Here is a 25,243-nt window from a genome sequence, read left to right as displayed (position 1 = left end):
GCTCGTGCCACCCCTCGGCACGATCGGGTGCGGCGGGGCAGGGTGGAAGGTGCCCGGCCGGACCTCTTCGGCGTCGGGCGACCGCATCTCGACCGGCACGGCTCAAGGAAAGGAAGACGTATGACTCATCTCTCCGGAAAGCGGGTCGCGTTCCTCGCGACCGATGGATTCGAAGACAGCGAACTCATGGATCCGTGGGAGGCCGTGATCGGCGCGGGCGCGGAGGCGACGATGGTCGCCCCGCAGCTCGACACCATCACCGGCAAGAACGGGCACGTGCACGACGTCGATGTTCGGGCGGCCGAGGCCGCATCCGAGCGCTTCGACGCGCTCGTCCTCCCCGGGGGCGTCGTCAACGCCGATGCCATCCGCCTCGATCGCGCGTCGATCGGCTTCGCGCGCGGTTTCTTCGACGAGGGCAAGCCCGTCGGAGTGATCTGTCACGGCGCATGGATCCTCATCGAGGCGGGCGTCGTCGACGGGCGCACCCTCACCAGCTACCCGAGCCTCGCGACCGATCTGCGCAACGCCGGCGCGAGCTGGGTGGATGAGGAGGTTCACGTAGACCAGGGGCTCGTGTCGAGCCGCACACCCGATGACCTTCCCGCGTTCACCGCGAAGCTCATCGAAGAAATCGGCGAGGGCCGGCACGCCGGCCAGACGGCCTGACATCACAGAAGGAAGGTAATCATGACGCTCATCGATCCCCGAACGAAGCACCTGCGAGGCCCGCTCCCCCGCGACGACCAGTCGCAGCCGGGCCTCACGACGGAAACCACCCCGCACCCCGACCACGGCGAGGACAGCTACGTCGGCTCGGGCCGGCTCGAGGGTCGCCGCGCCCTCATCACCGGCGGCGACTCGGGCATCGGCCGCGCGGTCGCGATTGCGTTCGCCCGAGAGGGCGCGAGGGTCGCGATCAACTACCTGCCCGAGGAGCAGGAGGACGCCGAATCGACGGCGGCGCTCATCGACGCGCCCGAGCGCGAGAGCGTGTTGCTTCCCGGCGACCTGACCGACGAGGACACGGCACGCCAAGTCGTGCGCGACGCCCACGACCGGCTCGGCGGACTCGACCTCCTCGTGCTCAACTCGGCATACCAGAAGCAGCGCGAGGAGAACGCCCAGATCCCGACCGACGAGTTCGACCGGGTCATGCGCACGAACCTGTACGCGCCGTTCTGGATGGCGCGCGAGGCGCTGCCCCTCATGCCGCCCGGAAGCTCCGTCATCGTCACGACCTCGATTCAGGGGTTCTCGCCCTCGCCCGCACTCCTCGATTACGCCATGACGAAGGCGGCGCTCGTCGCGTTCGTGCAGGCCCTCGCGTCCGAGCAGGGCGAGAAGGGGATCCGCGTGAACGGCGTCGCCCCCGGCCCGATCTGGACGCCGCTGATTCCCGCGACCGGCTGGCCCGACAACGTGCCGAACTTCGGATCCGGCAGCCCGCTCGGCCGGCCCGGTCAGCCCGCGGAGCTCGCGGGAGCCTACGTCTACCTCGCGTCGGAGGATGCGTCGTACACCTCGGGCGCCATTCTCGGTGTGACGGGAGGCGAGCACCTGTGACCGACGAGCAGCAGCAGGGACCCACGACGCACGCGGCGTGGGGCGCCGGAAATCCTCGCCTCATCGTCGCGTCTGAGGATTCGCGCGTGACGATCGACCTCGTCGATGACGAGACAACGCTCGGCGCGGCCTCGGGCAACACGATCGAGCTGCCCGGTGCGGATCCATTGCACGCGACGATCACGCACGATGACCGCGATGAGTACGTGCTGACGCTGCACGGCGAGGGCGAGATGAACGCGGATCCGCTCGCGTCGGGAACGCACGAGGGCGCGCGCACGGAAACCCTCCGCCAGGGCGCGTCCTTCACCGTCGGCCCCTGGCGGATCGTGTTCCAGCGCGACGAGTACGCCGATCACGGCCGACCCTACGGGGGCCGACAGGGCGGCGAGTACTCGGATCAGCCGGCGCAGCCGCGCCGCCCCGACTATGCCGCGGATCCCGACGGGGCCGACCGCCCGCCGGGTACCGAGATCGACGAGCACTGACTCCCGACGCACGGACGGGAGACGCAGCTAGCCGCGGTGCGGGATCGCCGAGAAGGCTCTCCCGCACCGCGGCTAGCTGTCGCGGCGACTACGTCGCGACTACGAAGACGGCACCTCGGCGTCGAGATCGATCGTGAGCCCACCCGTCGAGTGCGTCGAGTGGGACATCTGCTCGAGTAGCTGCGGGCTCAGCGTCGCGGGATCGGGCGACTCGAACACGAAGCGCAGGGGAATGGCCGGGTGCAGCCAGATTGTGCTTCGCCCCGTGGGCTCCGACCGTGAATGCGTCCACGAGAGCGTGAAGCTCTCGTTCCGCCGAAGCTTCGTGATGACCACCAGTTTCAGGTGCGCCAGGAGCGCGTCGTCGATGGCGATCTCGTGGCCGGCGCCGTAATGCAGGACTCCCATGTCAGCTCTTCCGTCTCGTGCCGATACCTCTACAACCGCGGTGTCGCCGTGTTCCCCGTCGACGCACCCGTGGGCGCGGGAGGTTCCGGGACGAGGTGAAGACCGCCGGATGAGTTAGCAGTATAGGCGAGTGCGTCGATCCAGGCGGGGTTGAGCGCCGGACGGCGGCTGCCGTAGAACTTGAAGACCAGCGGCAGCGCCTGGTGGAGCCACACGCTCGTGCGTCCGTCACCGAGGCTGCTGTCGTCGCGCCAGGAGAAGTAGAACGGCTCCCCTCGGCGAAGCTTCGTGCCGATGACGACGTGAAGATGTGCCAACGCGCGATCCTCGATCTCGACCTTCACGGTGTCGGAATAGATGAACTTTCCCATGCACTCCCTCATCTCATTGGTGGTGTCGGCATTCGCCGGGAGGGTTCGTGGAGCAAACCCCCGTTGCCAGTGGTGGATCCACCATGACAGCGTCAGTGGGGTCCCGCGCGCTGCGGGGCCCCACTGAAAGCGTACTCAGAGCCGGATGTCCGGGTCAGCCGTGTCGTCTGCGGCCGTCGTCGCGGTCGTTCCGGGTTGCGCGGGCTCGTCGGTGACCCGGCCGCGCCAGGCACCCGTCGGCGCGGGACGATCGGCGATGAACGCGGCGAACATCGTGAGGTCCCGCTCCGCGGCCAACTCGTCGAGGTTGAGTACGGCGCCCACCTTCTCGACGAATCCCTCCGGCGCCCAGGACATCGTGAGCTCGACCCGGGTGCCGTCGCCCTCCGGTTCGAACTCCACCTCTCCGACGTGCGCCTTTTCGGTCAGGCTCTCCCAGCGGATCCTGCGATCCGGGATCTGCTCGGTAATGGTGGCGTCGAACTGGCGGCGGACCCCGCCGATCTCGACGTCCCACCGCGTATGTGTGTCGTCCAACTGCTCGACCTTCTTCACGGCCGACATGAAGTGCGGGAACTCCTCGAACTGCGTCCACTGGTCGTAGACGCGGCGCACGGGAGCGTCGATCAGTTTCGATGCGGTGACCTGTGTGATCATGACGTGCTCCTTTCTCGGACGGTGTCTGAGCGACGATACGGCAGGGGGCGAATCGTGCACGCGGGGTTTCGTTCGCTCGGCGCTTCCGCTATATTCCGCGCCCCGTCGCCGTGATCCGCCCGCTCGCGGGAGCCGTTGTCAACCCCCTCCTGGCCCGGTGTGAGAGTGCGCGAGCGTGGTGGTGTGCAATCCGCACACGCCACACGCGAGACAGCAGGAGGAGTTCATGAGCGACCGATACGACGACGACCTGACCGACGCCGAGAAGACGGCCCTCGACGAGCAGATCGTCGAGCGCGACAGCGGAGACCCGAACAGCGACCGCGAGTACCTTCAGGACCTCCCGCCCGCCGACGCGGAGGACGAGTCGGACATGGACGCCGATGACGACCTCGTCGACACCGAGCTCATCGAGACGGAAGATGCCGTCGAGGAGGGCGGTGCGCTCCCCGAGGAGGAGGGCGACGTCCTGTTCGGCGAGGACGACTATGGAGACGGCGACGAGGAGTGAGATCACGCACGCGCAACGGCGCCGGGCGGCTGTTCAGCCACCCGGCGCCGTTGTCGTGTGCCTAGTCGACGGCCTCACGCTGCGTCTTGATGAACTCGATGTCCTCGTCGCTCAGCATCGTCTGGGCGGGAACGAACTCGCCCGTGATGTGACGGATCTCGTCGCGGATCTCGAGCGGGAGCACCTCTCCGGGGCGCTCCTCCAGCGCGTTCTTCGATTCGGCCGAAAGCTTCGGCCACCACTCGTGGATCTCAGCCATGATCTTCCCTTTCGTCGGATGGGTCAGTCGGATGGGGTCAGCTGTCGCGGAGGGCCGCGATCAGGTCTGCTTTGCGAAGTTTCGAGTAGCCCTTCAGCCCGATCTCCTTGGCGCGAGAGCGCAGCTCATCGACGGTCCACTCGTCGTAGGGTTCGGCGTTCCCGCCGCGTCGGCCGACGGCGCTGCGTCCGTCGCGGGCCGCCGCGTTGGCGATGCGCGCTGCCTTCTGCTTTGAGGCGCCCTCTTCGAGGACGGCCTCGTACACCTCTTCGTCCTTGATCCGGGGGTTCGGCATATGTGCTCCTCCTCTGACGCGGGCCGTTGGTGCCGCCAGGATACGGCGGCCCGGCGGCTCGCGGAGGGGGCTTTCGCGCGCGGCGCGGATCCGCTAGCGTGGTGCGCTTGTTGGCGGGTTGCGCTTGTTAGCGGGGTGCGCCTGCCAGCGGGGCGCTTATCGGGGAGCCGCGGCGAGGTCCAGCAGGTGTTCTTCGAGCAGCCTCACGTCGTCCGGGCTCAGTACCGTTCCCCACAGCGGGGCCGCGCTGATGCCGTCGGTCGCGGCGAGGACGACGCGCACGACCTCGGGAGCGAGGCCATCGCCGAACAGGTCCTCGCGCCACCGCGCGCCGTCGGCGTCCGCGAGCTGCTGGATCCGCGGCTCGTACATGAGCTGCGCCGCGACCGCGATCATCTCGCGCGCGGCGGCCTCGTCGGCGCCGTCGGCGAAGCTGACGCGCACGTAGGCTCGCGTGAGGCGGCCCGGTTCGGGATCCGCCTCCGCGGCGTCGTAAACGGCGGCGCGGAAGGAGTCGAAGAGCCAGGCCGCGACAGCCTCGAGCAGCTCGTCCTTGCTCGCGAAGTGGTAGAGCAGGCCGCCCTTCGACACGCCCGCGGCATCGGCGATCGCCGAGATCGACACGCTCGAGCCGCGCCGGCTGACCAGGCGCGCGGCGGCGTGAATGATCTGGCGGCGCGTCTCATCGGCGTCGCGGCCCGTCGTTCTACCCATGATGCTCAACGCTAGCGCGCGAGTTGGGGATCAGACGCCAGGCCACGACCGCACCGATCGCCATGACCGCGGCCGCGATGAAGGTCGTCGTCTGCATCGACGCGATGAACGCGTCGTGAGCCGCGACGAGCGCGGGATGCGCCGGGTCGAGTTCGGCGGCGGCGCGCGCCAGCGAGTCGCGAGCGGCGTCCTCTCCCCCGGCCCCCGCCGGGAGGACGAGGTGAGCGCGGTAGAAGACCGACATGAGCGAGCCGAGGATCGCGATGCCCATCGCCGCGCCGAGCTCGTAGGCGGTCTCGGAGATGGACGAGGCGGCGCCCGACTTGGCGGGCGGGACGGCCGAGACGACGGCGTCGACGCTCAGGGTCTCGGAGATGCCGATGCCGAGGCCGAGCGGCACGAGGGCCAGCACCAGCCACAGGAGGTTGTCGGCGGACTCGAGCACCCCGACAAGCACGAGGCCGGCCGCACCGATCATCAGTGCCAGCGCGATCGCACGCCCGCGGCCGAGGCGGCGCAGAAGAATACCGACGAGGATCACGGCGCCCATCGCGGCAAGCGCCGTGGGGAGCTGGGCGAGCCCCGCCTCGAGCGGGCCGAGGTCTCGCGCAAGCTGCAGGTACTGGGAGAAGAAGAACAGCGTGCCGCTCATCGCGAAGACGGAGATGAAGTTCACCGATACGGCGCCGGAGAAGGCGCCGTTGCGGAAGAGCTCGACGTCGACCATCGGGTGGCTCGCTTTGCGCTGGCGGCGCACGAAAAGCCACATCCCGAGCCCCGCCGCGATCGCGAGCGCGAGCGCGAGGAGGTCGAAGGTTCCGCCGGCGATGCGCTTGATCAGCGCCACGAAGGGCACGATCGCGAGCATCGACAGGGCGCTCGAGAGCAGGTCGAAGCGTCCGGAGTCGGGGTTCTTCGACTCCGGCAGCACGATCGCACCGACGATGATGACGGCGAGCATCACGGGGATGTTGATGAGGAACACCGAGCCCCACCAGAAGTGCTCGAGCAGGGCTCCGCCGATGATGGGCCCGAGGGCGATGCCGCTCGCGGCGGCGGCCGACCAGATGGCGATGGCCCGCGTGCGCTCGACCGGATCCGAGAAGATGTTGCGGATCAGCGACAGGGTCGACGGCATGAGGGTCGCGCCCGCGATGCCGAGGAGCAAGCGGGCGTCGATCAGCACCCCGGCCGTCGGGGCGAAGGCGGCGAGGATCGACGCCGCGCCGAACGCGGCCGAACCGATGAGCAGCAGCTTCTTGCGCCCGATGCGGTCGGCGACGTTGCCCATGGTGACGAGGAAGCCGGCGATGGCGAGCGAATAGATGTCGCCGATCCAGAGCACCTGCGTCGCGGTGGGGTCGAGGTCGCGCGTGAGCGACGGCACCGCGAGGTAGAGAACCGTCGAGTCGATAGCGAGGAGCAGCACGGCGCCGGTGAGAACCGACAGGCTGAGCCAACGTCGCATGATGAATCCTTTACTAAACCGTCTGGACGGTACAGTTTTGCAGATCCAGCTGGGCACCTCCTGGGCGGGCGCGGCCCCACCGGCGGTGGTGCGGGCCGCGCCCGGGGCTTATTCAGGCGCCGTGGGGAGCGACGACCGCGCGGCCGCTGAGCTTGCCGTCGTGGAGATCGTGATACGCCTGCAGGGCGTCGTCAATCGAGTAGGTCTTGACGCTCGGCGAGATCTTGCCCTCGCGGTACAGCGCGACGACCTCGTAGAGCTCCTCGATGGTGCCCCAGTAGGTGTTCGTGAGCTCCGCCTCATAGGGGTTCGAGTAGAAGTCCCAGTTCACGGGACCGCCCGCGACGCCGACGACCGTGATGCGGCCCTGGCGCGCCACGACCTGCTGCGCGGTGGAGATCGTCGGGGTGATGCCGACGAAGTCGAACACCGCCGTCACGCCCTCTCCCCCGGTGAGCTCGCGGATGCGCTCGACCTGATCCGGGCCGCCCGGAACGGTGATCGCGCCGTTCCTCTCGGCCTCCGCCATCGCCTCGGGCTTCATGTCGGTCGCGATGACCTTCGCGCCCGTGATCGCGGTGAGGATCTGCACGGCGATCTGGCCGAGGCCGCCCAGACCGATGACGAGCGCGGACTTCCCGCCGCCCGCGAGCTTCGGGAGGGCGAGCTTGATCGCGTGGTACGGCGTGAGGCCGGCGTCGGACAGCGGGGCGGCGAGGACCGGATCCGCGTCGCCCAGGGGAACGAGGTTGCGAGCGGGAACCGTCATGTACTCGGCCATGCCGCCGTCGCGGCCGAGGCCGACCGCGAGGTAGGGCTGGGTGGCGGCGTTCGCGCAGTAGGTGTCCTGCCCGCGCGAGCAGGCGGCGCAGTGGCCGCAGCCGATGGGGCCGTAGGCGAGGTAGGCGTCGCCGACGTTGAGACCCGTGACTCCCTCGCCGATTTCCTCGATCCAGCCGGAGTTCTCGTGACCGAGCGTGTACTCGGGGCCGAGCTGCCCGGCGACCGGCATGCTCTCATCGAAACTGTCGAACACGGCGACATCCGAGTGGCAGGCACCGGCGCCGGCGATCTTCAGCAGAACCTCGCCCGGGCCGGGAACCGGCCGCGGCACATCCTTGATCTCGGGGAACGTCTTCCAGTTGGTGAAACGTACAGCCTTCACGCTGCACTCCTCTCGAGCAGCTGGCCGGGACTGTCGACGTGGATCGGTCGGCACGGGGATCCCGGCACGAGCGCTCTCCCAGCCTATGCGTCGGTTCTGTGCGGCGGCGGGTGCGGCTATCAGGGAGAAGATCCCGCACAAACAGGCGCGGGGCTCGCACGTCACTGGTCGGCGCGCCACCGAGAAAGCGCTTGCCGACAGCGGCGTGATTCTTGTAACGTCACAAACGCACGCGGATCCGCTCGTCGACGGCGGCGCGGATCCGCTCTCGAAGCCACCCGGCGATGCCGCCGGGACCAACCGATCGGAGATTCGATGAAGGACTCGGCATTCTGGCGGCGGCACGGGGCGCGCCTCGGCGCATGCGCCGCTGCGGCGTCGGTCGCGGTCGCCCTCCCGGGCGCCGGTGTCGCGGCGCACGCCGACGCGGGCGACACTGCCGTCACGATCCCGGCCCAGTTCGAGGAGAACCTCGACCGCGGGCTCGTCGCCGCGACAACCGACGAGGGCGTGTTCGTCAGCTGGCGTCTCCTCGGCAGCGAGACGACCGGCAGCACCGAGGACGGTATGACGGGGTCCGACTTCGCCCTTTACCGCGACGGGGAGAAGATCGCCACCGTCACCGACAGCACCAACTACTTCGATGACGCCGGCGCGCCCGATTCGGAGTACGCCGTCGCCGCGATCGTCAACGGCGTGGAGCTCGAGCCGAGTTCGCCCGTGACGCCGTGGGGTGGCCAGTACGCGTCGATTCCGATTCAGAAGCCCGAGGGCGGGCGCATGCCGGCCGGCGTCCTGCACCCCGAGGGCGAGCTGTACACCTATGCGGCGAACGACATGTCCGTCGCCGACGTCGATGGAGACGGGCAGTACGAGTACATCGTCAAGTGGTATCCGTCCAACGCGAAGGACGTGTCGCATCGCGGATACACCGGGTCGACGATCATCGACACCTACGAGGCCGACGGGACGCTGCTGCACCGGATCGACCTGGGCGTCAACGTGCGGTCCGGCGCGCACTACACCCAGTTCATGGTCGAGGACTTCGACGGCGACGGCAAGGCCGAGATCATGGTGAAGACGGCGCCCGGCACCGTCGTGACGGCGGACGGCGCGACGACGCCCATCACTCTCCCGGAACGCGACGTGGCCGCGGGCGTGAGCCACGACGACGACTACCGGCTCTCGGCCGCGGACTACGCCGACCACCTCGCCGGGATCTTCCGCGGCTGGTCCGATCGCGACGAGGTGCGCTCGGGCCGATGGCCCGCGACGGTCGAGGCGGCGCTCGGCATCGAGGACCGCTACGACTACCCGCTCTCCGAGGCCGACGCGACAGCGCTCGCCGATTACTTCATCGACACCTGGGCCCCCGCGCGCAGCGGCAATAACAAGCTGCGCGAATTCGAGGGCTTCATCCTCGACGGCCCCGAGTACCTCACGGTCTTCGACGGTGAGACCGGCGCCGAGCTCGACACCGTCGACTACGTGCCCGGTCGCGGCGACGACGGCCTGCTCTGGGGCGATTACGCGATGGCGCGCATCGAGCCGGGCAACCGCGTCGACCGTTTCCTCGCGGGCGTTGCGAACCTCGACGGACATTCGACATCGGCGATCTTCGCCCGCGGGTACTACACGCGGGCCGTGATCGCGGCCTACGACTGGGACGGCACCGACCTCACGACGCGGTGGGTCGCGGACAGCGGCCATGTCGCCATGGCGAACCCGTTCAACGACGGCCCGCACGGCGGCGTCGGATCCGATCCCGAGCTCGGAACGCTCGCGGGCCAGGGCTTCCACTCCCTGTCGGCGTCGGATGTCGACGGCGACGGGAAGCAGGAGATCGTCTACGGATCCGCCACCGTCGACGACGGATCGCTGCTCTACAGTTCGTGGGACACCCTGCCCGCGCAGAGCGCGGATCCGGGTGCGAACGCCAAGCTCGGCCACGGTGACGCGATGCACGTCACCGACATCCTGCCGGACCGGCCGGGCCTCGAGATCTTCACGGTGCACGAGGGCGGCGCATGGGCGCCCTACGGATGGGCGCTCCGCGACGCCGCGACCGGCGAGGTGCTCGACGGCGCCTACACCGGCCGCGACACCGGACGAGGCATGATCGGCGACATCAACCCCGACCACGCGGGCCTGGAGTACTGGCCGGGCCCCGACTTCGGCGGCTACACGGCGGGCACAAACATGTCGATCCGCTGGAGCGCCGATATGACCACCCAGCTCGTCGCCGGCGGGGAGGGCGATCCCGTCACGATTCAGGACGGCCGCGGCAACGTGCTGCTCGACGTCGAGGGCGCGCAGACGAACAACTCGACGAAGGGCAACCCATCGCTCGTCGCCGATGTCTTCGGGGATTGGCGCGAGGAACTCCTCGTGCGCGACGCCGACAGCACCGAGATCCGCATTTACACGGCGACGGACGTCACCGACCGCAAGCTGACGACCCTGATGCACGACCCGCAGTATCGCGTCGAGGTCGCCCGTCAGAACACCGCGTACAACCAGCCGAGCTACACGAGCTACATGCTCGCGAGCGACATCGACTACGCCGACGTGCCCGTCTACACGACGCCCCTCACCGCAGAAGCACCGGAATTCGTCGAGAAGCCGGGCCTCGGCCAGGACGGATACGTCATCCCCGAGGCCGAGCACGTGACGTACTACGTCGACGGCGAACCCGTCGAGCCGGGCTTCCACCGCGAGAAGCGCAGCGTCGAGATCACCGCCGTCGCCGACCCGTGGTTCCGCACCGACGGCGAGGCGAGCTGGTCGCACACCTTCCAGACCGGCGGCCACCGCGGGTAAGAGGATGATGAGGGGTGGGCGGCGTCGACGGGATCGTCGGCGCCGCCCGCTACACCCATTCGATCATCGCCTCGATCAACCCAGCCGACATGGCGGCGTTCTACCGCGACATACTCGACCCCGGGACACTATCTCGAGTTGATCACGCACCCGTACCTCTGATCCACGCAGCGCGGGACGAGTTGGACTGCGGGCGCGGATCGACCGTGCGCCGTTCAGAGCATCGGCGCCGGTATGGGCGGGCCGACGTCGGTGCTTCGCCGGCGTATCTTCTTGCGGAGCGCCCGCCGGTTCACCACTGGCCGGTAGAGATCCCGCTGATCCATCCAGTGCGGGGCCTTCACATACGGGACTCCGTCGCGCATCTCGATCTCCCATCCCGACGAATCGATGTCGTGATGGTGGGCCCAACACAGCAGCACCCCATTATCGGTGTGCGTCCGCCCACCCTTGGAGTGTTCCTCGACGTGGTGGATTTCGCACCACGCGGCGGGGATGTGGCAGCCGGGGATGATGCATCCACCGTCGCGTGCCGCGATCGCGCGGCGCTGGTGGGGCGTGAACAGCCGCTGCGGCGAACCGAGGGCGATAATCTGTCCGTCAGTGCCGAAGACGACCTTCTGCACCGCACCCGTGCAGGCGATGCGGTGGGCGACCCGGGCGGGGAGCGAAATGGCGATGCCGTCAATGTCGGCGACGCCACCATCGCTCGTGAGCTGTTCGGCATCAACGGTGACCACGAGCGTCGGCGCGGCACCACCGATCGTGGGCGCCTCGGCCGATGCGGCGGCGGCCTGGATCATCGACATAAACGCGTCGTGCCGGATCTGCGGCTTCGTGCGCGGGTCGTGAACCATGTCGGTATCGGCCCACGGCTCACCCGGGTCCGATTGTTCCGGCGATGTCCTAAACGACACGGGAGACCCCGCTGACGTGGTCGACCCGGTGTAGGCGTCGAGCAGCCGCGTCACGGCACCCGCGACCTCGGGCGTGACGCGACCGAAGATGTGCGCAAGACCGTCGGGACGGACGCGACCGACCGAGAACATGCGGCGCTGCGCCGCCTGCCCTGCGGCAGGCTCGAGGCCGTTTCGGGTAAGGAACTCGATCCACGTTCCCTCGACCGCTCGGTAGTCCTCAAACGTTTGCGGAAGGGCATCGTCGGTGCCGACGAGGGGGCCGACGCCGTAGAAGCCTGCGACCGTGGCGTGCACGATCTCGTGTTCGGCGGTCGCGGCCTCGACTGGGTCGATCGCGGCCACTCGCGATGCGCGTTCGAACGCGTCGGTCAGGTGGGTGGCGACATCGACGCCGAGTACACCCGCTTGCAGGGCGGCCGCGACGACCGGGTACGCCGACGGGAGTTCCTCGCCCGTGAGCGCAACACCGGCGCGTGTGAGCCGATCCAGGCGGATCCGCGCCCGCAGTTCTGCGGGGGCAACATGGGTGAGCTGTTCGAGAAGCCCCACGGCCGAGGCGCAGTCGCATCGGCGGGCGAGGGAAGATTCGCGGTCGCGGCCCGAACGCGCGTCGATCTCGCCCGCCGCCCGCACCCGGAGGGAGTCAGCCTGACGCCCCATGCCCTCGAGAGGCGCCAACAAGTCGACAACCTCGGCATCGGAAAGACCTGCGACCTCCGCGGAGACGCCCGCGAGCAGCGCCGCGGCCTGCTCGACGCGCTCGCGAGGCGAGAGCGTGTCGCGTGGGGTGTCTGACGTCGTTGCCATGCAGCCATTTTAGAAAGCATCTTCGATTACAACAAGGGTGGTTATCGAAGATATTTACTATTCATCACTTTCTCGACGAGGCCTCAACCATCTCCGCGAGATCGCATTCTTTCCCCGTGTAACACGCCGCGAACCGCATCAGACGCTCGCCAGAAGAAACTCCTCGAACGACCGCGTGAACTCGACCTCCGTCACGACCGGGATGCCGTGCTTCTCGGCCGTCTTCGCCTTGCCCGACTGACTGGCAGGGTCGGCTGCCACAAGCACGACGCACGTCTTAGTCACGCTTCCCGTGGTCATGCCCGCTGCAGAGATCCTGCTCGCCCACTCCTCACGCGGCAGATTGAGTGTGCCAGTGAGCGCGACGCGACAACCGACGACGAGCTCGAAGGTTCGCCCCGTCGGGCCGATCTCTGTCGGTTCCAGGGGCCGTGAGACCGGGACCGGTGGGTGGGCCACGACGATGCCGACAGGCATCTCGAGATCGAGGATGGTGGCGATCTGCTCAATACGACATGTTCGACGCGCACGATCGCCGCGCCGCGTAGACGCGGAGCGCCACGACAGAGACATCGAAAGGGCCGGAGGAGGCTCCACGTCCCCACCGGCCCCTACTCGCGGAAGCCTCAGCGGCGCGACTTGCGCCCCGTGATCGCGCCCCAGATCAGCAGCACGATGAGCGCCCCGCCGACCGCGAGCAGCCACGTCGACAGGTCAAAGAACCCGTTCAGGCCGACGTTGAAGATCAGGCTGCCGATCCAGCCGCCGAGCACGGCGCCGATGGCGCCGAGGATCAGGGTGACGATCCAGCCGCCGCCCTGCTTTCCCGGGAGGATCAGCTTGGCGATCGCGCCCGCGATGAGGCCCAGCAGCAGAAATGCGAGGAATCCCATAGTGATGTTCCGTTTCTTGAGGGATGGGAGGAGGGGCGGGCCGTCGGGAGGCGACGGCCCGCCGCAGAGTTACTTCTCGAACGAGTCCTTGACGTCCTCGACCGCCTCCTTGGCGTGGCCCTTGACCTGGTCGGCCTTGCCCTCGGCGACGAGCTTGTCGTTGTCCGTGGCCTTGCCCACCGCCTCCTTGGCGTGACCCTTGAGCTTGTCGGCCGCGGCCTCGAACTTGTCTGCAACACCCATGTTGTTCCTCCGTTTCGCGCCATTCCGGTTCGCGGATGACGATGTTGTCGTGTGCTCGCGTATCGCGGGCACATCACTGAGACGGGCAACCCACAGTGGATGTCACGCGCCGAGGAAGAAATATCGGTGCACATGCCGAATAGGGTGAGCTCATGCTCGATGCTGTCGGCGCCCCCGTTCGGGTCCTCGGCGTCCCCCTGACCCGGCAGACCGGGCGCGCATACTTCGCGCTGCAGGCCGTGGCGGGTCTGCTCTGGTGGGTGCTCGTGGCCACCGTCCCGCGGGTGCGCGAACTCACTCTCGGGAACCTTCCGCCCCTTCCCATCGCACTCGCCGACCTCATCCTGTTCGTCGCGGCGTCGATGATCGCCGCCTTCGGCGTGCGGTGGGCGGCATGGGCGGCATGCGTGTGGGCGAACACGGTCGCCCTCTCGATGGTCGTCTACGCGACGGTCACGACGCTGGCGGGCTGGGGCGCGCTCGCGATGATCGCAGCGGGGGTTGGATCCGCGATCGCCGCGATCCTGATCCAGCGCGGTTCCTTCCCGGCGCACTGGATCCTGCTCGGCCCTCTCGGGCTGCGCGAGGCGCGCCCGGCGGCCCGCGCGCGCAATATCCTCCTTACCGCCTGCCAACTGGCCGTCTTCTGGGGGCTGTTCCTCGTCGTGTTCCCGCTGCTCCTCGCCTGGATCGAACGGCGCTGGGCCCTGGGCATCGAGGTGCCAACGGCGGTGCGGGTCATCGGAGTCGTCGCTCTCCTCGCGGCGAGCGCGCTCGGGCTCTGGTCGGGAGCGACGATGGCGTCGCTGGGCGACGGCACTCCCCTGCCGTCCGCCACGGCGCGCCGGCTCGTCGTCGCGGGCCCGTACCGCATCGTCCGGAACCCGATGGCGGTCGCGGGCATCACCCAGGGCGTCGCGGTGGGGCTGATCCTCGGATCCTGGATCGTGGTGGTGTGGGCGATCTGCGGATCCCTCGTGTGGAACGCGATCGTCCGTCCCGTCGAGGAGCGGGATCTCGAAGAGCGCTTCGGCGAGCCGTTCCGGGCCTACCGCGACCGCGTCAGCTGCTGGGTGCCGCGGCGAAGGCCTCGACGTATCGTGGACTCATGACCTCCACCCGATCGCGCGAATGGGAGCGCGACGCGATTCGCGTGCTCGAGGCCGATGCGAATCGCAGCGCCGACACGCACCTGCATGTGTTCCCGCTGCCGCCCGAGTGGGGCATCGACCTGTACCTCAAGGACGAGTCGGTGCATCCGACGGGCTCCCTCAAGCATCGCCTGGCCCGCTCGCTGATCCTCTACGGGCTCGTCAACGGTCGCATCGGTGAGGGCTCGACGCTGATCGAGGCGTCGAGCGGATCCACCGCCGTGTCCGAGGCGTATTTCGCGCAAATGCTCGGCCTCGACTTCGTCACGGTGGTGCCCCGGTCCACGAGCGCCGAGAAGATCCGCTTCATCGAGTTCTACGGCGGGCGATGCCATTACGTCGACGACCCCACCCAGATCTATGCGGAGGCGGAGCGCCTCGCATCGGAGTGCGGCGGGTACTATCTCGACCAGTTCACGCTCGCGGAGCGCGCGACCGATTGGCGCGGCAACAACAACATCGCCGAGAGCGTGTTCGCGCAGCTCGTGGCGGAGCGCTACCCCGTCCCCAGCTGGATCGTCGTCGGTGCCGGCACCGGCGGTACCAGCGCGACGTTCGGCCGATACGTTCGCTACCGCCGGCACGAGACGCGGGTGGGGGTGGTGGATCCGGAGAACTCCGCGTACTACGAGGGCTGGCGATCGGGCCGCGCCGACTACACGACGGGCAAGCCGAGCCGCATCGAGGGCATCGGCCGCCCGCGCGTCGAACCCTCCTTCGTCGGCGACGTCATCGACGAGGTCATCCCCGTAAAGGATGCGGCCTCGCTCGCCGCGATCCGCGTGCTTCGCGAGCGGACGCGGCACTGGGCCGGCGGGTCCACCGGAACGAACCTGATCGGCGCGTTCCAGCTCATCTCGCGGATGCGCGCCGCCGGCGAGCGCGGGAGCGTCGTCACGCTCATCTGCGATGGCGGAGCCCGCTACGAGGCGACGCATTACGACGATGATTGGGTCGCCGCGCAGGGCCTCGATCTCGCGCCGGAGCGCGCACGGATCGAGCGCTTCCTCGCGACGGGAACGTGGGAATCGGCCTAGCGGCGCACGACGCTAGCGCTCGATTCTCACGACCGTGACCCGCACCTCCGCCCCGGGACCGAGGAGGGGCGCGACGGCGGCGCCGACGGCGCGCACCACGGCCGGTGCGGCATGGGATCCATCCACGCCGATCGCGATCTCGACGCCGCCCGAGGCCGGGCGCACGCGAGTCGGCTCGTCCTGCCCGAGAAGCCTCGCGCCGGTGCTCGCGAGGTGCCCCGCCGTGCCGACGGGATAGAGCACCCGCACGCCGGGAACGGCGAGCGCGATGGCCTCGATGTCGGCGACGACGGTATCCGCAGTGATGCCGGAATCGGTCATCGTTCCTCCTCGGGCGAGGGCAAGAGGTGAATGTCGTGCACGGTGATGTCGATGGCCTCGATGGTGAGCTCGGTGTGATCATGCAGCCTGCGCCACACTTCGGCGCGCAGCCGCTCCACCGTGTCGTCGATGGGCACGCCGTAGGGAACGCTCACATCGAGCGCCACGCGCACGGATGCGCCGGGCACCGTGACGTCGCCGTGCAGGCGCGTACGCCCGATGAGGGCGCCGGGGACGGCGGCCTCGGCGGCGCGGATCTCGCCGCGGACGGCACCCTCCGTGATGCCGAGATCCCCGAACTCCGAGGAGATCGGGATCCGCCTGCCCGCCCTCGCGTCGAGCGCGATGAGGCCCATGAGGCCCGCCATCCACCCCTCGTCGACGGCCGGTTCGGCCGCGACGTCGTCGGCGAACAGCCGGGGTGTGAGGCACCTCAGGCGTTCGAGCGCGTCGAGAGCGATCTGACAGCCCGGAGAGTTGTCGATCGCCGGATCGGGCGGGGTGCGCCCCGCATCGAGATACTCACTGAGACGTTCCATCGACTGGCCGTCGAGGTCTTCGGGTTCGAGCCCGATGCCCTCGCGGCGCAGCGCGTCGCGTTCGTCGGTCATCGCCGCTGCTCCATCCGAACGATCAAGGTTTTGCGTGCGCGGGCAAGCATCCCTCGCACGGTGGAGACGGGGAGGTCGAGCTGCTCCGCGATCTCCTCGTAGGTGTATCCGCCGATCTCGCGAAGCGTCCAGCACTGCCGCTGATCCTCGGGGAGTTCCGCGAGGGCCGCCCTGAGCGCTTCCAGGCTTGACCGCGCCTCCGCGACCCGCGCCGGGGTCGCGACCTCGGGAGCGGTCGGATCCACGGCATCGATGTCGTCGCTCTCGCGCCGCGCGCGGATCCGGTCGACGGCCTTGCGGCTCGTGATGCGCATGATCCAGCTCTTTACCCTCGCGGGATCATCGAGGCTCGGCAGTTTCTGCCAGGCGGTGATGAACGCTTCCTGCACCACGTCGTCGACGTCGGCGCCGCCCGGGAGGATCTTTCGCGCATAGGCACGCATCATCGGCGTGTAACGCCGCACGATGATCGCGAAGGCGGCCGTGTCGCCGTCCGCCGCGCGCCCGGCCAGTGTTCTGTCGTCCGCATCGGCGAGCGCGCTCGGTTCGTGCTCACGCGTCATTCCGCATCCTTCCGCATTCCTCCGGGGCCGGCGGTGTTCCCCCGAACGACCGCCGGCCCCATCGTGATCCGCGCGCGCAGCGGCGCGCGGATCCTTGTGCGAAGGGTTCGAAGCGATACCCGTATTCGCGACGTACATGGTGGCTCACGACACTCTCGCTTCGGAGCTCCAGCTATCGCGGAGCCGAGCTTCGGCGAGATGCAGCACGACCGGGTCCTGCTCCCCCGCGAGCGCGTCCCATTCGGCGACGGCGTTCTCGAAGGCGTGGATGATGGTCGCCAGGTCCGCTCCCCGCCGCGGCCGAACCGTCACACGGATCGTGCGACTGCCCTTGACGCGGAAGCTCGAGAGGTGGGCGGCGATCACGTCGGGGCGCTCGCGGAGCGGGCGCGCGAGAACTTCTTCGGCCACGGACCGGTCCACCGATACCTCGCCCAATCGTCGCGGCGAGCGACGTACTGTCGAGATCCGGCCGCCGCCGTGAGCGAAGACGAACCACACGAGCGCGATCACGGCGAGAACCGCGATCGCACAGGCGACGATCGCGCTGAGCGACAGCGACTCGAGGCCCGAGATGCGGATCCCGTCCATGCGACGTCGCGCCTCGCGTGCCGCATCGAGCCCCTGCTCCGCCCAGGCCGGGCGGATCGCGAGCGCCGCGACCCCGGCGAGGAGAAGACCCGCGATAAGGATGAGGGCCCGGTTGAGAACCCTATTGGTGGCGTTCACGCGATCGCCCCTTTCTCGTTGACCCGAACCGCGACATCGAGCGGGATGCGAGCGTTGGCGAGCGCGGCCTCGGCGGCCGTCCGCACCATCGCCTCATCGGTCGGCACGCCACTGGTCGGCGTGACGCGCACGGTCACCCGTCGCCGCTCGACGAGCGCGGAGACCCGCGTCCGCGGAACATCGCAGGCCCGCGCGACCGCGTCGGCGACGCCGTTCGCGACGACACGGTCGTCGATCAGGAGCGCGAGACGGTCACGGCTCAGCGCGCGGCGTCGGATGCGGCCGGGCAGCAGGGCGTGCAGGATCAGCGCGAGGGCGAGGGCGCCCGCGACGATTCCGACGGCGGTCGCGATCCGCGGATCCGAGAGGGCATCGATGCCCGCGACGGCCCCGCGGCGCGCCGCCCGATCGACCGCGAGCCAGGCGCCCGCCGCGGCGAGCGCGATGAGCGCGACGGCCACGATGATCGCCGCGACGGTGCGAGGCCGATGCGTCTCGCGACGCAGAACCCGCCGATACACCTGCTCGTTCACCGCACTCTCCTTCTCTTCTCCGTGCGGGTTCCCGCGAATCGGACGTCGACCGACTCCACCCGTCGCCCGGCGACATCCGCCATGCGCGCGATGAAGACGTTCTGGATCCGCTCTCCCTGTTCCACGAACGTCTCGCCCTGTCCGAGCGACGCGGGCAGCGTGAGCGTGGCGGCGAGCGCGCCGGCTCCATCGGCGAGCGTCACCGTCGCGGCGCGGGCCTCGATGTCCACGGCGTCCGCGGCGAGCGCCAGGGCCACGCGGTTCAGCGCGCGCGCCGTGACGATCGTGCGTCCGTGCCGCGGATCCGCCGCGTTCATGACGACGATCGGCTGCCGCGGAACGCGTCGAGCAGAGCGCGCACGTCGATGCGGCGGCTCGCGAGCATACCGATCAGCGCGCCCACGAGCATGCCCACGGCGACGAGAACGAAGGCCCCGAAGCCGAGTGCGATCCAGGTCAGCACGAGCACGGCGCCGGCGCTCGCGCCGATGACGGGAGCGCTCATTGCACGCGCGCTTCCGGCTCGGGCTCGGCGCGGTCGTCGTCCGAGGGCAGGTGCACGTCATCGATGGTGACGTTGACCTCGGTGACCTCCATGCCGACGAGGTCTTCCATCGCGCGGTACACGGCGGCGCGCACGCCGTCGGCGACGCTCTGCAGCGGCACGGGGTAGTCGGCGACGACGGTCACGTCGACGGCGACCTGGGTGTCCCCGACCTCGACGCCGATCCCCTGTGCGAGGTCGGTGCTGTGGAAGGCGTCGCGAATGGCACCCACCACGCGTGCGGCGCCGCCGCCGAGCGCATAGACGCCCTCGACGTCGCGGGCGGCGAGGCCGGCGATCTTCGCGACCACACCGTCATCGATCGTGGTCTTGCCTTCGAGGCGCTCGAGGGGATTGTCGGTGATGTTCGTCATGGTTTCCTTCTCCTCACTGAGGTCGCGGATTGCGACACTACTGAGACGCGCGTCGGTGTCCGAATGTCACGCGCCAATTTCTCTTCGCGGATACGCTCGTTGTCGAGAGGAGGCGAGATGTCTCTGCCCCGCAACGGATTCCGCCGCTCGCCCCGTGGCTCTGCACCACAGGCGGGCTCCACACGCCTCACCCGATACGTCACGGACGGGCGGGTGTCAATACCGGATCCCGAATCGTCCGTGGCCGACGGCCTCGCCTTCGCGCGCAGCGCGCCGTCGCGCATGGCGCTGTTCCTCTACGCCGCTCCCACGCCCGAGGAGATCGCCGAGCTGGCGTCGGCATGGGATCTGCATCCGGTGCTCGTCGAAGACCTGGTGCACGCCGGGCAGCGCCCGAAGCTCGAGCGCTACGGCGAGGTGATGTTCCTCGTGATCCGCTCCGCCCACTATGTCGACGAGGCGGAGGAAGTCGATTTCGCGGAGTTCCACGTGCTCATGGGGCCGGGCGCTGTCGCCGTGCTCTGCCAGGACGGGCGGTGGATCGACGGCTCGGACGGCGTCGATCTGCTCGAGCCGACGCGCCACGACAAGGCGCTGCTGAGCGACGAGGCCCTGCTCCGGCTCGGCCCGGAGGCCGTCGTCTACCGCTTGATCGACGCGATCGTCGACGGATACCCGCCGGTGCTCCAGGGGGTCGCGATCGACAAGGAGCAGATCGAACGCCAGGTCTTCAGCGGCGAGCGCTCCGTCACGGAGCGCATCTATCGCCTCAACCTCGAGGTGATCGAGATGCAGCAGACCACGACAGCGCTCGCGGAGATCATCGACGCGCTGCGCGCCGGCTTCCGAAAGTACGGTGTCGCAGAACACCTGCAGGCCTACCTTCAGGACGTCTCGGACCACCTCGCGCGGGCCAACGCGCGGGTCGCCGAGTATCGATCGGCGCTCTCGCAGATCCTCGAGGTGAACGCCACGCTCGTCGCGCAACGCCAGAACGAAGATATGAAGAAGATCTCCGGCTGGGCGGCGATCTTCTTCGCGCCCACGCTCATCGCCGCGATCTACGGAATGAACTTCCGCGACATGCCCGAGTTGGACTGGGCCTACGGGTACCCGTTCTCGCTCGCGGTGATGCTCGTGTTCACGATTGCGCTCTACCTAATCTTCAAGTGGCGCAAGTGGATGTAGCGCATGGCAGTGGCCCGCGGAGATTTCTCTCCGCGGGCCACTGAAGGTTCAAGCTCAGTCAGCCTTGCGTCGGCCGACGATCAGGCCCCAGATGAGCAGCACGATCAGCGAACCGCCGATCGCAAGCAGCCAGGTCGAGAGCGAGAAGAATTCGTTCAGTCCGACGTCGAAGATCAGGCTACCCAGCCAACCGCCGAGGAGTGCCCCGACGACTCCGAGGAGCAACGTGACGATCCAGCCGCCGCCTTGCCTGCCCGGAAGGATGAGCTTCGCGATCGCGCCGGCGATCAGGCCCAACAGTAGAAAACCGAAGAATCCCATGATGTTCTCCTCACCTCGGGGTTTCGTTAGTCCTTCAACGAGTCGCGCACTCCGCGCGTCGCGTCCTTGACGTCGCCGGCCGCATCCCTCGCGTGGCCCTTGACCTGGTCGGCCTTGCCTTCCGCCTCGAGCTTCTCGTTATCCGTGAGCTTGCCGGTCGCTTCCTTGACCTTGCCCGTGACCTTGTCGGCCGTTGCCTTGATCTTGTCTTCAGCGCTCATGGCGTTTCCTTCCGTCGTGCGGGTTGGAAGGCCAGACTACGAGCGCCCGCGTTCTCCTCGTTACCCCCTTGACGCGCGGCCGCGCGTCCGTATATGGCGCCGTCAGACCCCCGCCTCGATGTGTTCCTCGACGAGCACGATGCCGCCGGTGGAGTGCGCGGAGTGGGCGAGGTCCTCGATCCACTGCCGGCTGAGCTCGGGAGGCTCGATTTCGTCGAAAACGAACCGCATCGGGATCGACGGGTGGATCCAAATCGTGCTGCGCCCCTCCGGGGAGCCCTCGGGGTGACGCCACGACAGCGTGAAGCTCTCGTTACGGCGGAGCTTGGTCGCGATCACGATCTTCAGGTGGGCGAGCGCGCGATCTTCGATGCTGATCGGGTCCTGCGCGTCACCGTAAAGCAGCCGGCCCATCTCAGGCGCCTCCGCACGGGAAGAGTCGAATGTTCATGAGGCCTCCTCAAAAAGAAAAGTGGGAAGACCGCTTGGTCTCCCCACCGCTTCTCACGGTACCCGATTGCGCCCGGAATTATTGGCTTCAGCCGGAAAACGAACCGCTTCTGCGCACGCGGTCACCCTTATCCGCTAGGAACCGGCGCGTCGCCCCGCCTCCACCGCGGGCGATCGCCCGAACGCCTCTCGGTAGGCCGCCGCGAAACGCGACGCGTGCGCGAATCCCCAGCGCCTCGCGATCGTCGCGATCGGATCCGTGCAGCCGGCGCGGATCTCGCGTCGCGCGCCCTCGAGCCGGACGCGGCGGAGGCGATCGGCGGGTGTCGTGTCGAGCGCTCGACGGAAGGCGTACTGCAGGCCCCGAGTTGACATGAACGCGGCGGCGGCGATGTCGTCGACCGTGATCGGCAGGTCCGCGTTGTCGTCGATGAAGTCGAGGGCGCGCCGCACCGCGGCGGGTGCCGGCCGCGACTGCGGCGAGGTGCTCGGCTCGTCGCGCAGGGAGGTGTCGAAGGCCATCAGCGTCGTCCACAGCGCGTGCCGACGCAGGCCGGCGGTGAGGATCTCGTCCTCGGGCTCCAGCGCCTCTGCGGAGGCCAGGAGGTAATCGAAGGTGCGTTCCCAGTGCGCGCCGCTCGACGAGCTCAGCGGTGACGCGCCCCTGACGCGCAACCGTAGGCGATCGTTTCCGGAGATGTCCCTGGCGAGTTCCTCCGCGTCGTCGCGGCCGAAGATGAACGCATCCACGCGAGCGTTCTGCTTCCAGTGCGCACCGACCCTGGGACCGTCCGTGATCCACGGCTGATCGAGGGCGAGTTCGCCCCGAGGGCCTTCGATCGAGCCGTCCTTCGTGTCCACCCGGCAGACGAGAATCTGATCCTCGGGTTCAACGGCCGAGAAGACCTCCGCGGACAGCTCATACCGGACGATACTCAGAGCGGGGACCTCGGCCGACCGCCACTCGAAACGGAAGATCTTCGGGTCGACGCCCCGCAGCTCTGCGGACGGCACGAACCTCTGCCATGTCTCCTCGACGGTCCAATGATCGCGCGATGTGAAACGCATTTTGTGCGCCATGAGACCTCCCGCTGCCTCGTGCCCACCCCCGCCGCGCGAAGTAAGGGTGGAGCCGGCGGCGTGAGGGTCATCCTCATCGTCGCACAGACGATCCCGGAGAACGCCGATTCCCAGAGGTGTCGCATCGACGACGACCCGCTGTCAAGGCGGTACCGAGAGTCGCGGTTGCGCGACAGGCTCGGCGTACGCGGAACAAGGAGGATATTCATGAGAGCACTCACGTGGCAGGCGAAGCGCAGCGTCAGCGTGGAAAACGTCCCCGACCCGGTCATCGAGCAGCCGACGGACGCGATCGTCAAGATCACCTCGTCCGCGATCTGCGGATCCGATCTGCATCTGTATGAGTTGCTCGGGCCGTTCCTCGACGCGGGCGACGTGCTCGGGCACGAGCCGATGGGGATCGTCGTGGAGGTCGGCTCGGCGGTGACCGAGCTCGCCGTCGGCGACCGGGTGGTCGTGCCGTTCACGATCTCCTGCGGCCGGTGCGTCATGTGCCGCCGGGGCCTCCAATCGCAGTGCGAGACGACGCAGGTGACGGCCTACGGATCCGGCGCCGCGCTCTTCGGTTACACGAAGCTCTACGGCCAGGTGCCGGGCGGGCAGGCCGAGTATCTGCGCGTCCCCCTCGCGGATTACAACCACATCAAGGTCGGATCGTCGTTGCCCGACGAGCGCTACCTCTATCTCAGCGACATCCTTCCGACGGCGTGGCAGGGGTTCGAGTACGCCGCCGTGCCCGACGGCGGCACACTCGCCGTGATGGGCCTCGGGCCGGTCGGGCAGTTTGCGGCGCGCATCGGCGTCCATCGCGGCGTGCGAGTGATCGCCGTGGACCCTGTGCCGGAACGGCGAGCGCTCGCCGAACGCCACGGCGTCGAGACGCTCGATCTCTCGGACAGCGTCGCCGACGAGATCCGCGATGCGACCGAGGGTCGCGGCGCGGATTCGGTGATCGACGCGGTAGGCATGGAGGCCCACGGCAACGCCGGTGTCGAACTGCTGCAGAAGGCCGTCGGCCTCCTCCCGGATCCGCTCGCCCGCGGCATGCTCGATCGCGCGGGGGTCGACCGCCTGAGCGCCCTGCACGCGTCGATCGATGCCGTGCGTCGTGGCGGCACGATCTCGCTGAGCGGGGTCTATGCGGGAGACGCCGACATCATGCCCATGAAGACTCTGTTCGACAAGCAGTTGTCGATGCGGATGGGCCAGTGCAACGTCAAGCGGTGGACGCGCGACCTCCTGCCGCTCGTCGAGGACCCGTCGGATCCGCTCGGGGTGATGGACCTTGCCACGCACCACGCGCCGCTCGAGGATGCGCCGGGGCTCTACGAGACCTTCCAGCGGAAGGAAGACGGCTGCATAAAGGTCGTCCTCCATCCCGGCAGTGACTGACGTCGCGGGCGTGCCCGCCGGCGCATCCTCCAGGCGTCAGCGTCGCGAGAGTTCGAGGATCCGCCGCAGGTGCATGGCGATGAGCGTCGCCGCCCCGAAGGATCCGTGGGCTCGCCGCTCGGGATCGTCGACCGCCGCCGCGAGGCTGCGAAGCCCCGCGGCGGCGTAGGCGCGCGCCTCGTGCGCCTCGCGGGTACCCTCGCCCGTCCGCTCCACGCAGACGGCGACGCGCGCGCACGCGGCGCGGAGCGGATCCGCGAGCGATGCATCGAGATCGAGCCGCCCGGGCCGCTCCCAGAGCGCGTCGGCGAGCGCCTCAGACACGTCCCGGATCACGAACGCGATGCGCTCGAGCTGCTCGAGTCGCTCGCGCTGAGCCTGCGGATCCTGGCGGTCCCGGCGGGCGCGCGGGTTTCCCTTCCTGCTCGTCTCGGCCTGGCGGAGCGCATCGCGCACATCGCGCGCCGTATCGCCGAGCGACGCGGCGTTTCGCGCCCAGTCCTCGCGCTGCGGCGGCCACTCGCCGCCCAGAACCTCGGCGATGTCGCGCAGGTGCTCCGCCAGCTGAAGGCGGAACGCATCGACGCGCTCCGCGGCGAAGGCCGTGAGCGTCCGCGGGGCAATCAGCAGGTTCACGGCGAGACCGACGACCGCGCCCACGCCCATCTGCGTCGCGTAACCGAGCGAATAGTCGTCGAAGTCGGAGCCGCCGATGATGAGCACGAAGAGCGCGGCGATCGGCACGTATTCTCGCCCGGCGCCGAACCAGCCGGTTCCCGACAGCACGATGCCGGCCCCGGCGACCAGCGAGATCGTCCACACGTTCGGGCCCCAGGTGAGGAGCACGAGGAAGGCCAGACCTATGCCCGCGAGGAGTCCGAACAGCGTCTGCACGCTCGTCTTCAGCGAGTCCATGAGCGTGGGGTACATGCTCACGAGCACGCCGAGCGGCGCATAGTACGGGTACTCGTCGGTGGCCCCCGGCATCCGCAGCGCGATGAACCAGGAGATCCCCACCGCGAGGGCCGTCTTGGCCGCGAGCATGAGACGCGGCGCGCGGAACGCCGCGCGAACGGAGGACCACAGCGCAGACGCCGCGCGTTCGACGCGATGACGTGCGGGGAGATTCACCACGCGATGCAC

Annotated in this window: 34 protein-coding genes; 9 read left to right on the top strand and 25 right to left on the bottom strand. The window is 68.7% G+C overall.

Going from position 1 to position 25,243, the window contains the following annotated elements:
• Nucleotides 1-120: 120 nt before the first annotated feature.
• The 3 genes from IEX05_RS03240 to IEX05_RS03230 are packed head-to-tail and all read left to right on the top strand — an operon-like array spanning nucleotide 121 to nucleotide 2,054.
• Nucleotides 121-669: a type 1 glutamine amidotransferase domain-containing protein gene (locus tag IEX05_RS03240; RefSeq protein ID WP_188699962.1), complete on the top strand. Its 549-nt coding sequence runs from the start codon at nucleotides 121-123 to the stop codon at nucleotides 667-669.
• A gap of 21 nt (nucleotides 670-690) precedes the next feature.
• Nucleotides 691-1,566 carry an SDR family oxidoreductase gene (locus tag IEX05_RS03235; protein WP_308423396.1) on the top strand — a complete coding sequence of 292 codons (876 nt, stop codon included), beginning with the start codon at nucleotides 691-693 and terminating at the stop codon, nucleotides 1,564-1,566.
• Nucleotides 1,563-2,054, top strand: a complete 492-nt coding sequence (locus IEX05_RS03230; protein WP_188699961.1) for a hypothetical protein — start codon at nucleotides 1,563-1,565, stop codon at nucleotides 2,052-2,054. Before IEX05_RS03235 ends, IEX05_RS03230 begins: the two co-directional genes overlap by 4 nt.
• A 99-nt stretch (nucleotides 2,055-2,153) precedes the next feature.
• Here the strand turns inward: IEX05_RS03230 and IEX05_RS03225 are convergent, their stop codons facing one another.
• From IEX05_RS03225 to IEX05_RS03215, 3 genes are all read right to left on the bottom strand, one after another.
• Nucleotides 2,154-2,462: a DUF7882 family protein gene (locus tag IEX05_RS03225; RefSeq protein WP_188699960.1), complete on the bottom strand. Its 309-nt coding sequence runs from the start codon at nucleotides 2,460-2,462 to the stop codon at nucleotides 2,154-2,156.
• A gap of 29 nt (nucleotides 2,463-2,491) precedes the next feature.
• Nucleotides 2,492-2,833, bottom strand: a complete 342-nt coding sequence (locus tag IEX05_RS03220; protein ID WP_188699959.1) for a DUF7882 family protein — start codon at nucleotides 2,831-2,833, stop codon at nucleotides 2,492-2,494.
• A gap of 135 nt (nucleotides 2,834-2,968) precedes the next feature.
• Nucleotides 2,969-3,490 carry an SRPBCC family protein gene (locus IEX05_RS03215; protein WP_188699958.1) on the bottom strand — a complete coding sequence of 174 codons (522 nt, stop codon included), beginning with the start codon at nucleotides 3,488-3,490 and terminating at the stop codon, nucleotides 2,969-2,971.
• A 226-nt stretch (nucleotides 3,491-3,716) separates the two neighbouring features.
• Between IEX05_RS03215 and IEX05_RS03210 the strand changes: the two genes are divergently transcribed.
• Nucleotides 3,717-4,001, top strand: coding sequence for a hypothetical protein (locus IEX05_RS03210; RefSeq protein ID WP_188699957.1), 285 nt, complete (start codon nucleotides 3,717-3,719; stop codon nucleotides 3,999-4,001).
• A 61-nt stretch (nucleotides 4,002-4,062) separates the two neighbouring features.
• On the opposite strand, the gene IEX05_RS03205 is transcribed toward IEX05_RS03210, so the two are convergent.
• From IEX05_RS03205 to IEX05_RS03185, 5 genes are all read right to left on the bottom strand, one after another.
• Nucleotides 4,063-4,260, bottom strand: coding sequence for a hypothetical protein (locus IEX05_RS03205; protein WP_188699956.1), 198 nt, complete (start codon nucleotides 4,258-4,260; stop codon nucleotides 4,063-4,065).
• A gap of 37 nt (nucleotides 4,261-4,297) precedes the next feature.
• On the bottom strand, nucleotides 4,298-4,555 hold the full coding sequence (locus IEX05_RS03200; RefSeq protein WP_188699955.1) for a DUF7218 family protein: 258 nt from the start codon (nucleotides 4,553-4,555) through the stop codon (nucleotides 4,298-4,300).
• 156 nt (nucleotides 4,556-4,711) lie between these two features.
• Entirely contained in the window at nucleotides 4,712-5,269 is a 558-nt protein-coding gene (locus tag IEX05_RS03195) for a TetR/AcrR family transcriptional regulator (protein WP_188699954.1), read from the bottom strand.
• Nucleotides 5,262-6,737 carry an MFS transporter gene (locus IEX05_RS03190; RefSeq protein WP_188699953.1) on the bottom strand — a complete coding sequence of 492 codons (1,476 nt, stop codon included), beginning with the start codon at nucleotides 6,735-6,737 and terminating at the stop codon, nucleotides 5,262-5,264. The genes IEX05_RS03195 and IEX05_RS03190 overlap by 8 nt, the downstream gene beginning before the upstream one ends.
• A gap of 112 nt (nucleotides 6,738-6,849) precedes the next feature.
• A complete protein-coding gene (locus IEX05_RS03185) occupies nucleotides 6,850-7,902 on the bottom strand; it encodes an NAD(P)-dependent alcohol dehydrogenase (protein ID WP_188699952.1) in 1,053 nt (350 codons plus the stop codon).
• A 315-nt stretch (nucleotides 7,903-8,217) separates the two neighbouring features.
• On the opposite strand from IEX05_RS03185, the gene IEX05_RS03180 reads away from it, so the two are divergent.
• Entirely contained in the window at nucleotides 8,218-10,722 is a 2,505-nt protein-coding gene (locus IEX05_RS03180) for a rhamnogalacturonan lyase (protein WP_229661100.1), read from the top strand.
• Nucleotides 10,723-10,937: 215 nt separating this feature from the next.
• Here the strand turns inward: IEX05_RS03180 and IEX05_RS03175 are convergent, their stop codons facing one another.
• From IEX05_RS03175 to IEX05_RS03160, 4 genes are all read right to left on the bottom strand, one after another.
• Entirely contained in the window at nucleotides 10,938-12,449 is a 1,512-nt protein-coding gene (locus IEX05_RS03175; RefSeq protein WP_188699951.1) for an HNH endonuclease signature motif containing protein, read from the bottom strand.
• 138 nt (nucleotides 12,450-12,587) lie between these two features.
• Nucleotides 12,588-12,926: a BRCT domain-containing protein gene (locus IEX05_RS03170; protein WP_188699950.1), complete on the bottom strand. Its 339-nt coding sequence runs from the start codon at nucleotides 12,924-12,926 to the stop codon at nucleotides 12,588-12,590.
• A 149-nt stretch (nucleotides 12,927-13,075) separates the two neighbouring features.
• The gene (locus IEX05_RS03165) at nucleotides 13,076-13,342 is read right to left on the bottom strand and encodes a GlsB/YeaQ/YmgE family stress response membrane protein (protein WP_188699949.1); all 267 of its coding nucleotides are present in this window, start codon (nucleotides 13,340-13,342) and stop codon (nucleotides 13,076-13,078) included.
• A 69-nt stretch (nucleotides 13,343-13,411) separates the two neighbouring features.
• A complete protein-coding gene (locus IEX05_RS03160) occupies nucleotides 13,412-13,585 on the bottom strand; it encodes a CsbD family protein (protein ID WP_188699948.1) in 174 nt (57 codons plus the stop codon).
• Nucleotides 13,586-13,737: 152 nt separating this feature from the next.
• On the opposite strand from IEX05_RS03160, the gene IEX05_RS03155 reads away from it, so the two are divergent.
• Both IEX05_RS03155 and IEX05_RS03150 read left to right on the top strand, forming a co-directional pair.
• Entirely contained in the window at nucleotides 13,738-14,697 is a 960-nt protein-coding gene (locus tag IEX05_RS03155; RefSeq protein WP_188699947.1) for a methyltransferase family protein, read from the top strand.
• On the top strand, nucleotides 14,694-15,773 hold the full coding sequence (locus IEX05_RS03150) for a PLP-dependent cysteine synthase family protein (RefSeq protein ID WP_188699946.1): 1,080 nt from the start codon (nucleotides 14,694-14,696) through the stop codon (nucleotides 15,771-15,773). Before IEX05_RS03155 ends, IEX05_RS03150 begins: the two co-directional genes overlap by 4 nt.
• A 12-nt stretch (nucleotides 15,774-15,785) precedes the next feature.
• Here IEX05_RS03150 and IEX05_RS03145 read toward each other — a convergent pair whose 3' ends face one another.
• The 8 genes from IEX05_RS03145 to IEX05_RS03110 form a co-directional block, all read right to left on the bottom strand.
• Complete coding sequence (locus IEX05_RS03145) at nucleotides 15,786-16,094, bottom strand: hypothetical protein (protein WP_188699945.1); 309 nt, start codon at nucleotides 16,092-16,094, stop codon at nucleotides 15,786-15,788.
• A complete protein-coding gene (locus IEX05_RS03140; protein ID WP_188699944.1) occupies nucleotides 16,091-16,705 on the bottom strand; it encodes an Asp23/Gls24 family envelope stress response protein in 615 nt (204 codons plus the stop codon). Before IEX05_RS03140 ends, IEX05_RS03145 begins: the two co-directional genes overlap by 4 nt.
• Nucleotides 16,702-17,268 carry an RNA polymerase sigma factor gene (locus IEX05_RS03135; protein ID WP_188699943.1) on the bottom strand — a complete coding sequence of 189 codons (567 nt, stop codon included), beginning with the start codon at nucleotides 17,266-17,268 and terminating at the stop codon, nucleotides 16,702-16,704. The genes IEX05_RS03140 and IEX05_RS03135 overlap by 4 nt, the downstream gene beginning before the upstream one ends.
• Nucleotides 17,269-17,412: 144 nt before the next feature.
• Nucleotides 17,413-17,997 (bottom strand): hypothetical protein, encoded by a 585-nt coding sequence (locus IEX05_RS03130; RefSeq protein WP_188699942.1) that lies wholly within the window; start codon nucleotides 17,995-17,997, stop codon nucleotides 17,413-17,415.
• On the bottom strand, nucleotides 17,994-18,530 hold the full coding sequence (locus IEX05_RS03125) for a hypothetical protein (RefSeq protein ID WP_188699941.1): 537 nt from the start codon (nucleotides 18,528-18,530) through the stop codon (nucleotides 17,994-17,996). The genes IEX05_RS03130 and IEX05_RS03125 overlap by 4 nt, the downstream gene beginning before the upstream one ends.
• Entirely contained in the window at nucleotides 18,527-18,847 is a 321-nt protein-coding gene (locus IEX05_RS03120; protein WP_188699940.1) for a hypothetical protein, read from the bottom strand. The genes IEX05_RS03125 and IEX05_RS03120 overlap by 4 nt, the downstream gene beginning before the upstream one ends.
• Entirely contained in the window at nucleotides 18,844-19,035 is a 192-nt protein-coding gene (locus IEX05_RS03115) for a hypothetical protein (protein ID WP_188699939.1), read from the bottom strand. The genes IEX05_RS03120 and IEX05_RS03115 overlap by 4 nt, the downstream gene beginning before the upstream one ends.
• Nucleotides 19,032-19,448 carry an Asp23/Gls24 family envelope stress response protein gene (locus IEX05_RS03110; protein WP_188699938.1) on the bottom strand — a complete coding sequence of 139 codons (417 nt, stop codon included), beginning with the start codon at nucleotides 19,446-19,448 and terminating at the stop codon, nucleotides 19,032-19,034. The genes IEX05_RS03115 and IEX05_RS03110 overlap by 4 nt, the downstream gene beginning before the upstream one ends.
• Before the next feature lie 117 nt (nucleotides 19,449-19,565).
• On the opposite strand from IEX05_RS03110, the gene IEX05_RS03105 reads away from it, so the two are divergent.
• Nucleotides 19,566-20,636, top strand: coding sequence for a magnesium and cobalt transport protein CorA (locus IEX05_RS03105; RefSeq protein WP_188699937.1), 1,071 nt, complete (start codon nucleotides 19,566-19,568; stop codon nucleotides 20,634-20,636).
• 54 nt (nucleotides 20,637-20,690) lie between these two features.
• Here IEX05_RS03105 and IEX05_RS03100 read toward each other — a convergent pair whose 3' ends face one another.
• The 4 genes from IEX05_RS03100 to IEX05_RS03085 all read right to left on the bottom strand — a co-directional run bounded on the left by IEX05_RS03100 (nucleotide 20,691) and on the right by IEX05_RS03085 (nucleotide 22,696).
• Nucleotides 20,691-20,957: a GlsB/YeaQ/YmgE family stress response membrane protein gene (locus IEX05_RS03100; RefSeq protein ID WP_188699936.1), complete on the bottom strand. Its 267-nt coding sequence runs from the start codon at nucleotides 20,955-20,957 to the stop codon at nucleotides 20,691-20,693.
• A 26-nt stretch (nucleotides 20,958-20,983) separates the two neighbouring features.
• Nucleotides 20,984-21,178, bottom strand: a complete 195-nt coding sequence (locus IEX05_RS03095) for a CsbD family protein (RefSeq protein ID WP_188699935.1) — start codon at nucleotides 21,176-21,178, stop codon at nucleotides 20,984-20,986.
• Nucleotides 21,179-21,280: 102 nt separating this feature from the next.
• Nucleotides 21,281-21,592 (bottom strand): DUF7882 family protein, encoded by a 312-nt coding sequence (locus tag IEX05_RS03090; protein ID WP_188699934.1) that lies wholly within the window; start codon nucleotides 21,590-21,592, stop codon nucleotides 21,281-21,283.
• A 171-nt stretch (nucleotides 21,593-21,763) separates the two neighbouring features.
• Nucleotides 21,764-22,696, bottom strand: coding sequence for a helix-turn-helix transcriptional regulator (locus IEX05_RS03085; RefSeq protein WP_188699933.1), 933 nt, complete (start codon nucleotides 22,694-22,696; stop codon nucleotides 21,764-21,766).
• Nucleotides 22,697-22,915: 219 nt separating this feature from the next.
• Between IEX05_RS03085 and IEX05_RS03080 the strand changes: the two genes are divergently transcribed.
• A complete protein-coding gene (locus IEX05_RS03080; RefSeq protein ID WP_188699932.1) occupies nucleotides 22,916-24,100 on the top strand; it encodes a zinc-dependent alcohol dehydrogenase in 1,185 nt (394 codons plus the stop codon).
• Nucleotides 24,101-24,136: 36 nt separating this feature from the next.
• Here IEX05_RS03080 and IEX05_RS03075 read toward each other — a convergent pair whose 3' ends face one another.
• Nucleotides 24,137-25,234: an FUSC family protein gene (locus IEX05_RS03075; protein WP_229661099.1), complete on the bottom strand. Its 1,098-nt coding sequence runs from the start codon at nucleotides 25,232-25,234 to the stop codon at nucleotides 24,137-24,139.
• Nucleotides 25,235-25,243: the final 9 nt, after the last annotated feature.

This window comes from Microbacterium nanhaiense, assembly GCF_014646015.1.
Taxonomy (GTDB): Bacteria; Actinomycetota; Actinomycetes; order Actinomycetales; family Microbacteriaceae; genus Microbacterium; species Microbacterium nanhaiense.
This window is presented reverse-complemented; position numbering and strand designations above follow the sequence as displayed.

Bases quoted from the DNA above. Each gene is read 5' to 3' on its own strand.
- IEX05_RS03240 (WP_188699962.1), top strand. From the start codon at position 121: ATGACTCATCTCTCCGGAAAGCGGGTCGCGTTCCTCGCGACCGATGGA.
- IEX05_RS03235 (WP_308423396.1), top strand. From the start codon at position 691: ATGACGCTCATCGATCCCCGAACGAAGCACCTGCGAGGCCCGCTCCCC.
- IEX05_RS03225 (WP_188699960.1), bottom strand. From the start codon at position 2,462: ATGGGAGTCCTGCATTACGGCGCCGGCCACGAGATCGCCATCGACGAC.
- IEX05_RS03220 (WP_188699959.1), bottom strand. From the start codon at position 2,833: ATGGGAAAGTTCATCTATTCCGACACCGTGAAGGTCGAGATCGAGGAT.
- IEX05_RS03215 (WP_188699958.1), bottom strand. From the start codon at position 3,490: ATGATCACACAGGTCACCGCATCGAAACTGATCGACGCTCCCGTGCGC.
- IEX05_RS03210 (WP_188699957.1), top strand. From the start codon at position 3,717: ATGAGCGACCGATACGACGACGACCTGACCGACGCCGAGAAGACGGCC.
- IEX05_RS03205 (WP_188699956.1), bottom strand. From the start codon at position 4,260: ATGGCTGAGATCCACGAGTGGTGGCCGAAGCTTTCGGCCGAATCGAAG.
- IEX05_RS03200 (WP_188699955.1), bottom strand. From the start codon at position 4,555: ATGCCGAACCCCCGGATCAAGGACGAAGAGGTGTACGAGGCCGTCCTC.
- IEX05_RS03195 (WP_188699954.1), bottom strand. From the start codon at position 5,269: ATGGGTAGAACGACGGGCCGCGACGCCGATGAGACGCGCCGCCAGATC.
- IEX05_RS03190 (WP_188699953.1), bottom strand. From the start codon at position 6,737: ATGCGACGTTGGCTCAGCCTGTCGGTTCTCACCGGCGCCGTGCTGCTC.
- IEX05_RS03180 (WP_229661100.1), top strand. From the start codon at position 8,218: ATGAAGGACTCGGCATTCTGGCGGCGGCACGGGGCGCGCCTCGGCGCA.
- IEX05_RS03175 (WP_188699951.1), bottom strand. From the start codon at position 12,449: ATGGCAACGACGTCAGACACCCCACGCGACACGCTCTCGCCTCGCGAG.
- IEX05_RS03170 (WP_188699950.1), bottom strand. From the start codon at position 12,926: ATGCCTGTCGGCATCGTCGTGGCCCACCCACCGGTCCCGGTCTCACGG.
- IEX05_RS03165 (WP_188699949.1), bottom strand. From the start codon at position 13,342: ATGGGATTCCTCGCATTTCTGCTGCTGGGCCTCATCGCGGGCGCGATC.
- IEX05_RS03160 (WP_188699948.1), bottom strand. From the start codon at position 13,585: ATGGGTGTTGCAGACAAGTTCGAGGCCGCGGCCGACAAGCTCAAGGGT.
- IEX05_RS03155 (WP_188699947.1), top strand. From the start codon at position 13,738: ATGCTCGATGCTGTCGGCGCCCCCGTTCGGGTCCTCGGCGTCCCCCTG.
- IEX05_RS03150 (WP_188699946.1), top strand. From the start codon at position 14,694: ATGACCTCCACCCGATCGCGCGAATGGGAGCGCGACGCGATTCGCGTG.
- IEX05_RS03145 (WP_188699945.1), bottom strand. From the start codon at position 16,094: ATGACCGATTCCGGCATCACTGCGGATACCGTCGTCGCCGACATCGAG.
- IEX05_RS03140 (WP_188699944.1), bottom strand. From the start codon at position 16,705: ATGACCGACGAACGCGACGCGCTGCGCCGCGAGGGCATCGGGCTCGAA.
- IEX05_RS03135 (WP_188699943.1), bottom strand. From the start codon at position 17,268: ATGACGCGTGAGCACGAACCGAGCGCGCTCGCCGATGCGGACGACAGA.
- IEX05_RS03120 (WP_188699940.1), bottom strand. From the start codon at position 18,847: ATGAACGCGGCGGATCCGCGGCACGGACGCACGATCGTCACGGCGCGC.
- IEX05_RS03115 (WP_188699939.1), bottom strand. From the start codon at position 19,035: ATGAGCGCTCCCGTCATCGGCGCGAGCGCCGGCGCCGTGCTCGTGCTG.
- IEX05_RS03110 (WP_188699938.1), bottom strand. From the start codon at position 19,448: ATGACGAACATCACCGACAATCCCCTCGAGCGCCTCGAAGGCAAGACC.
- IEX05_RS03105 (WP_188699937.1), top strand. From the start codon at position 19,566: ATGTCTCTGCCCCGCAACGGATTCCGCCGCTCGCCCCGTGGCTCTGCA.
- IEX05_RS03100 (WP_188699936.1), bottom strand. From the start codon at position 20,957: ATGGGATTCTTCGGTTTTCTACTGTTGGGCCTGATCGCCGGCGCGATC.
- IEX05_RS03095 (WP_188699935.1), bottom strand. From the start codon at position 21,178: ATGAGCGCTGAAGACAAGATCAAGGCAACGGCCGACAAGGTCACGGGC.
- IEX05_RS03090 (WP_188699934.1), bottom strand. From the start codon at position 21,592: ATGGGCCGGCTGCTTTACGGTGACGCGCAGGACCCGATCAGCATCGAA.
- IEX05_RS03085 (WP_188699933.1), bottom strand. From the start codon at position 22,696: ATGCGTTTCACATCGCGCGATCATTGGACCGTCGAGGAGACATGGCAG.
- IEX05_RS03080 (WP_188699932.1), top strand. From the start codon at position 22,916: ATGAGAGCACTCACGTGGCAGGCGAAGCGCAGCGTCAGCGTGGAAAAC.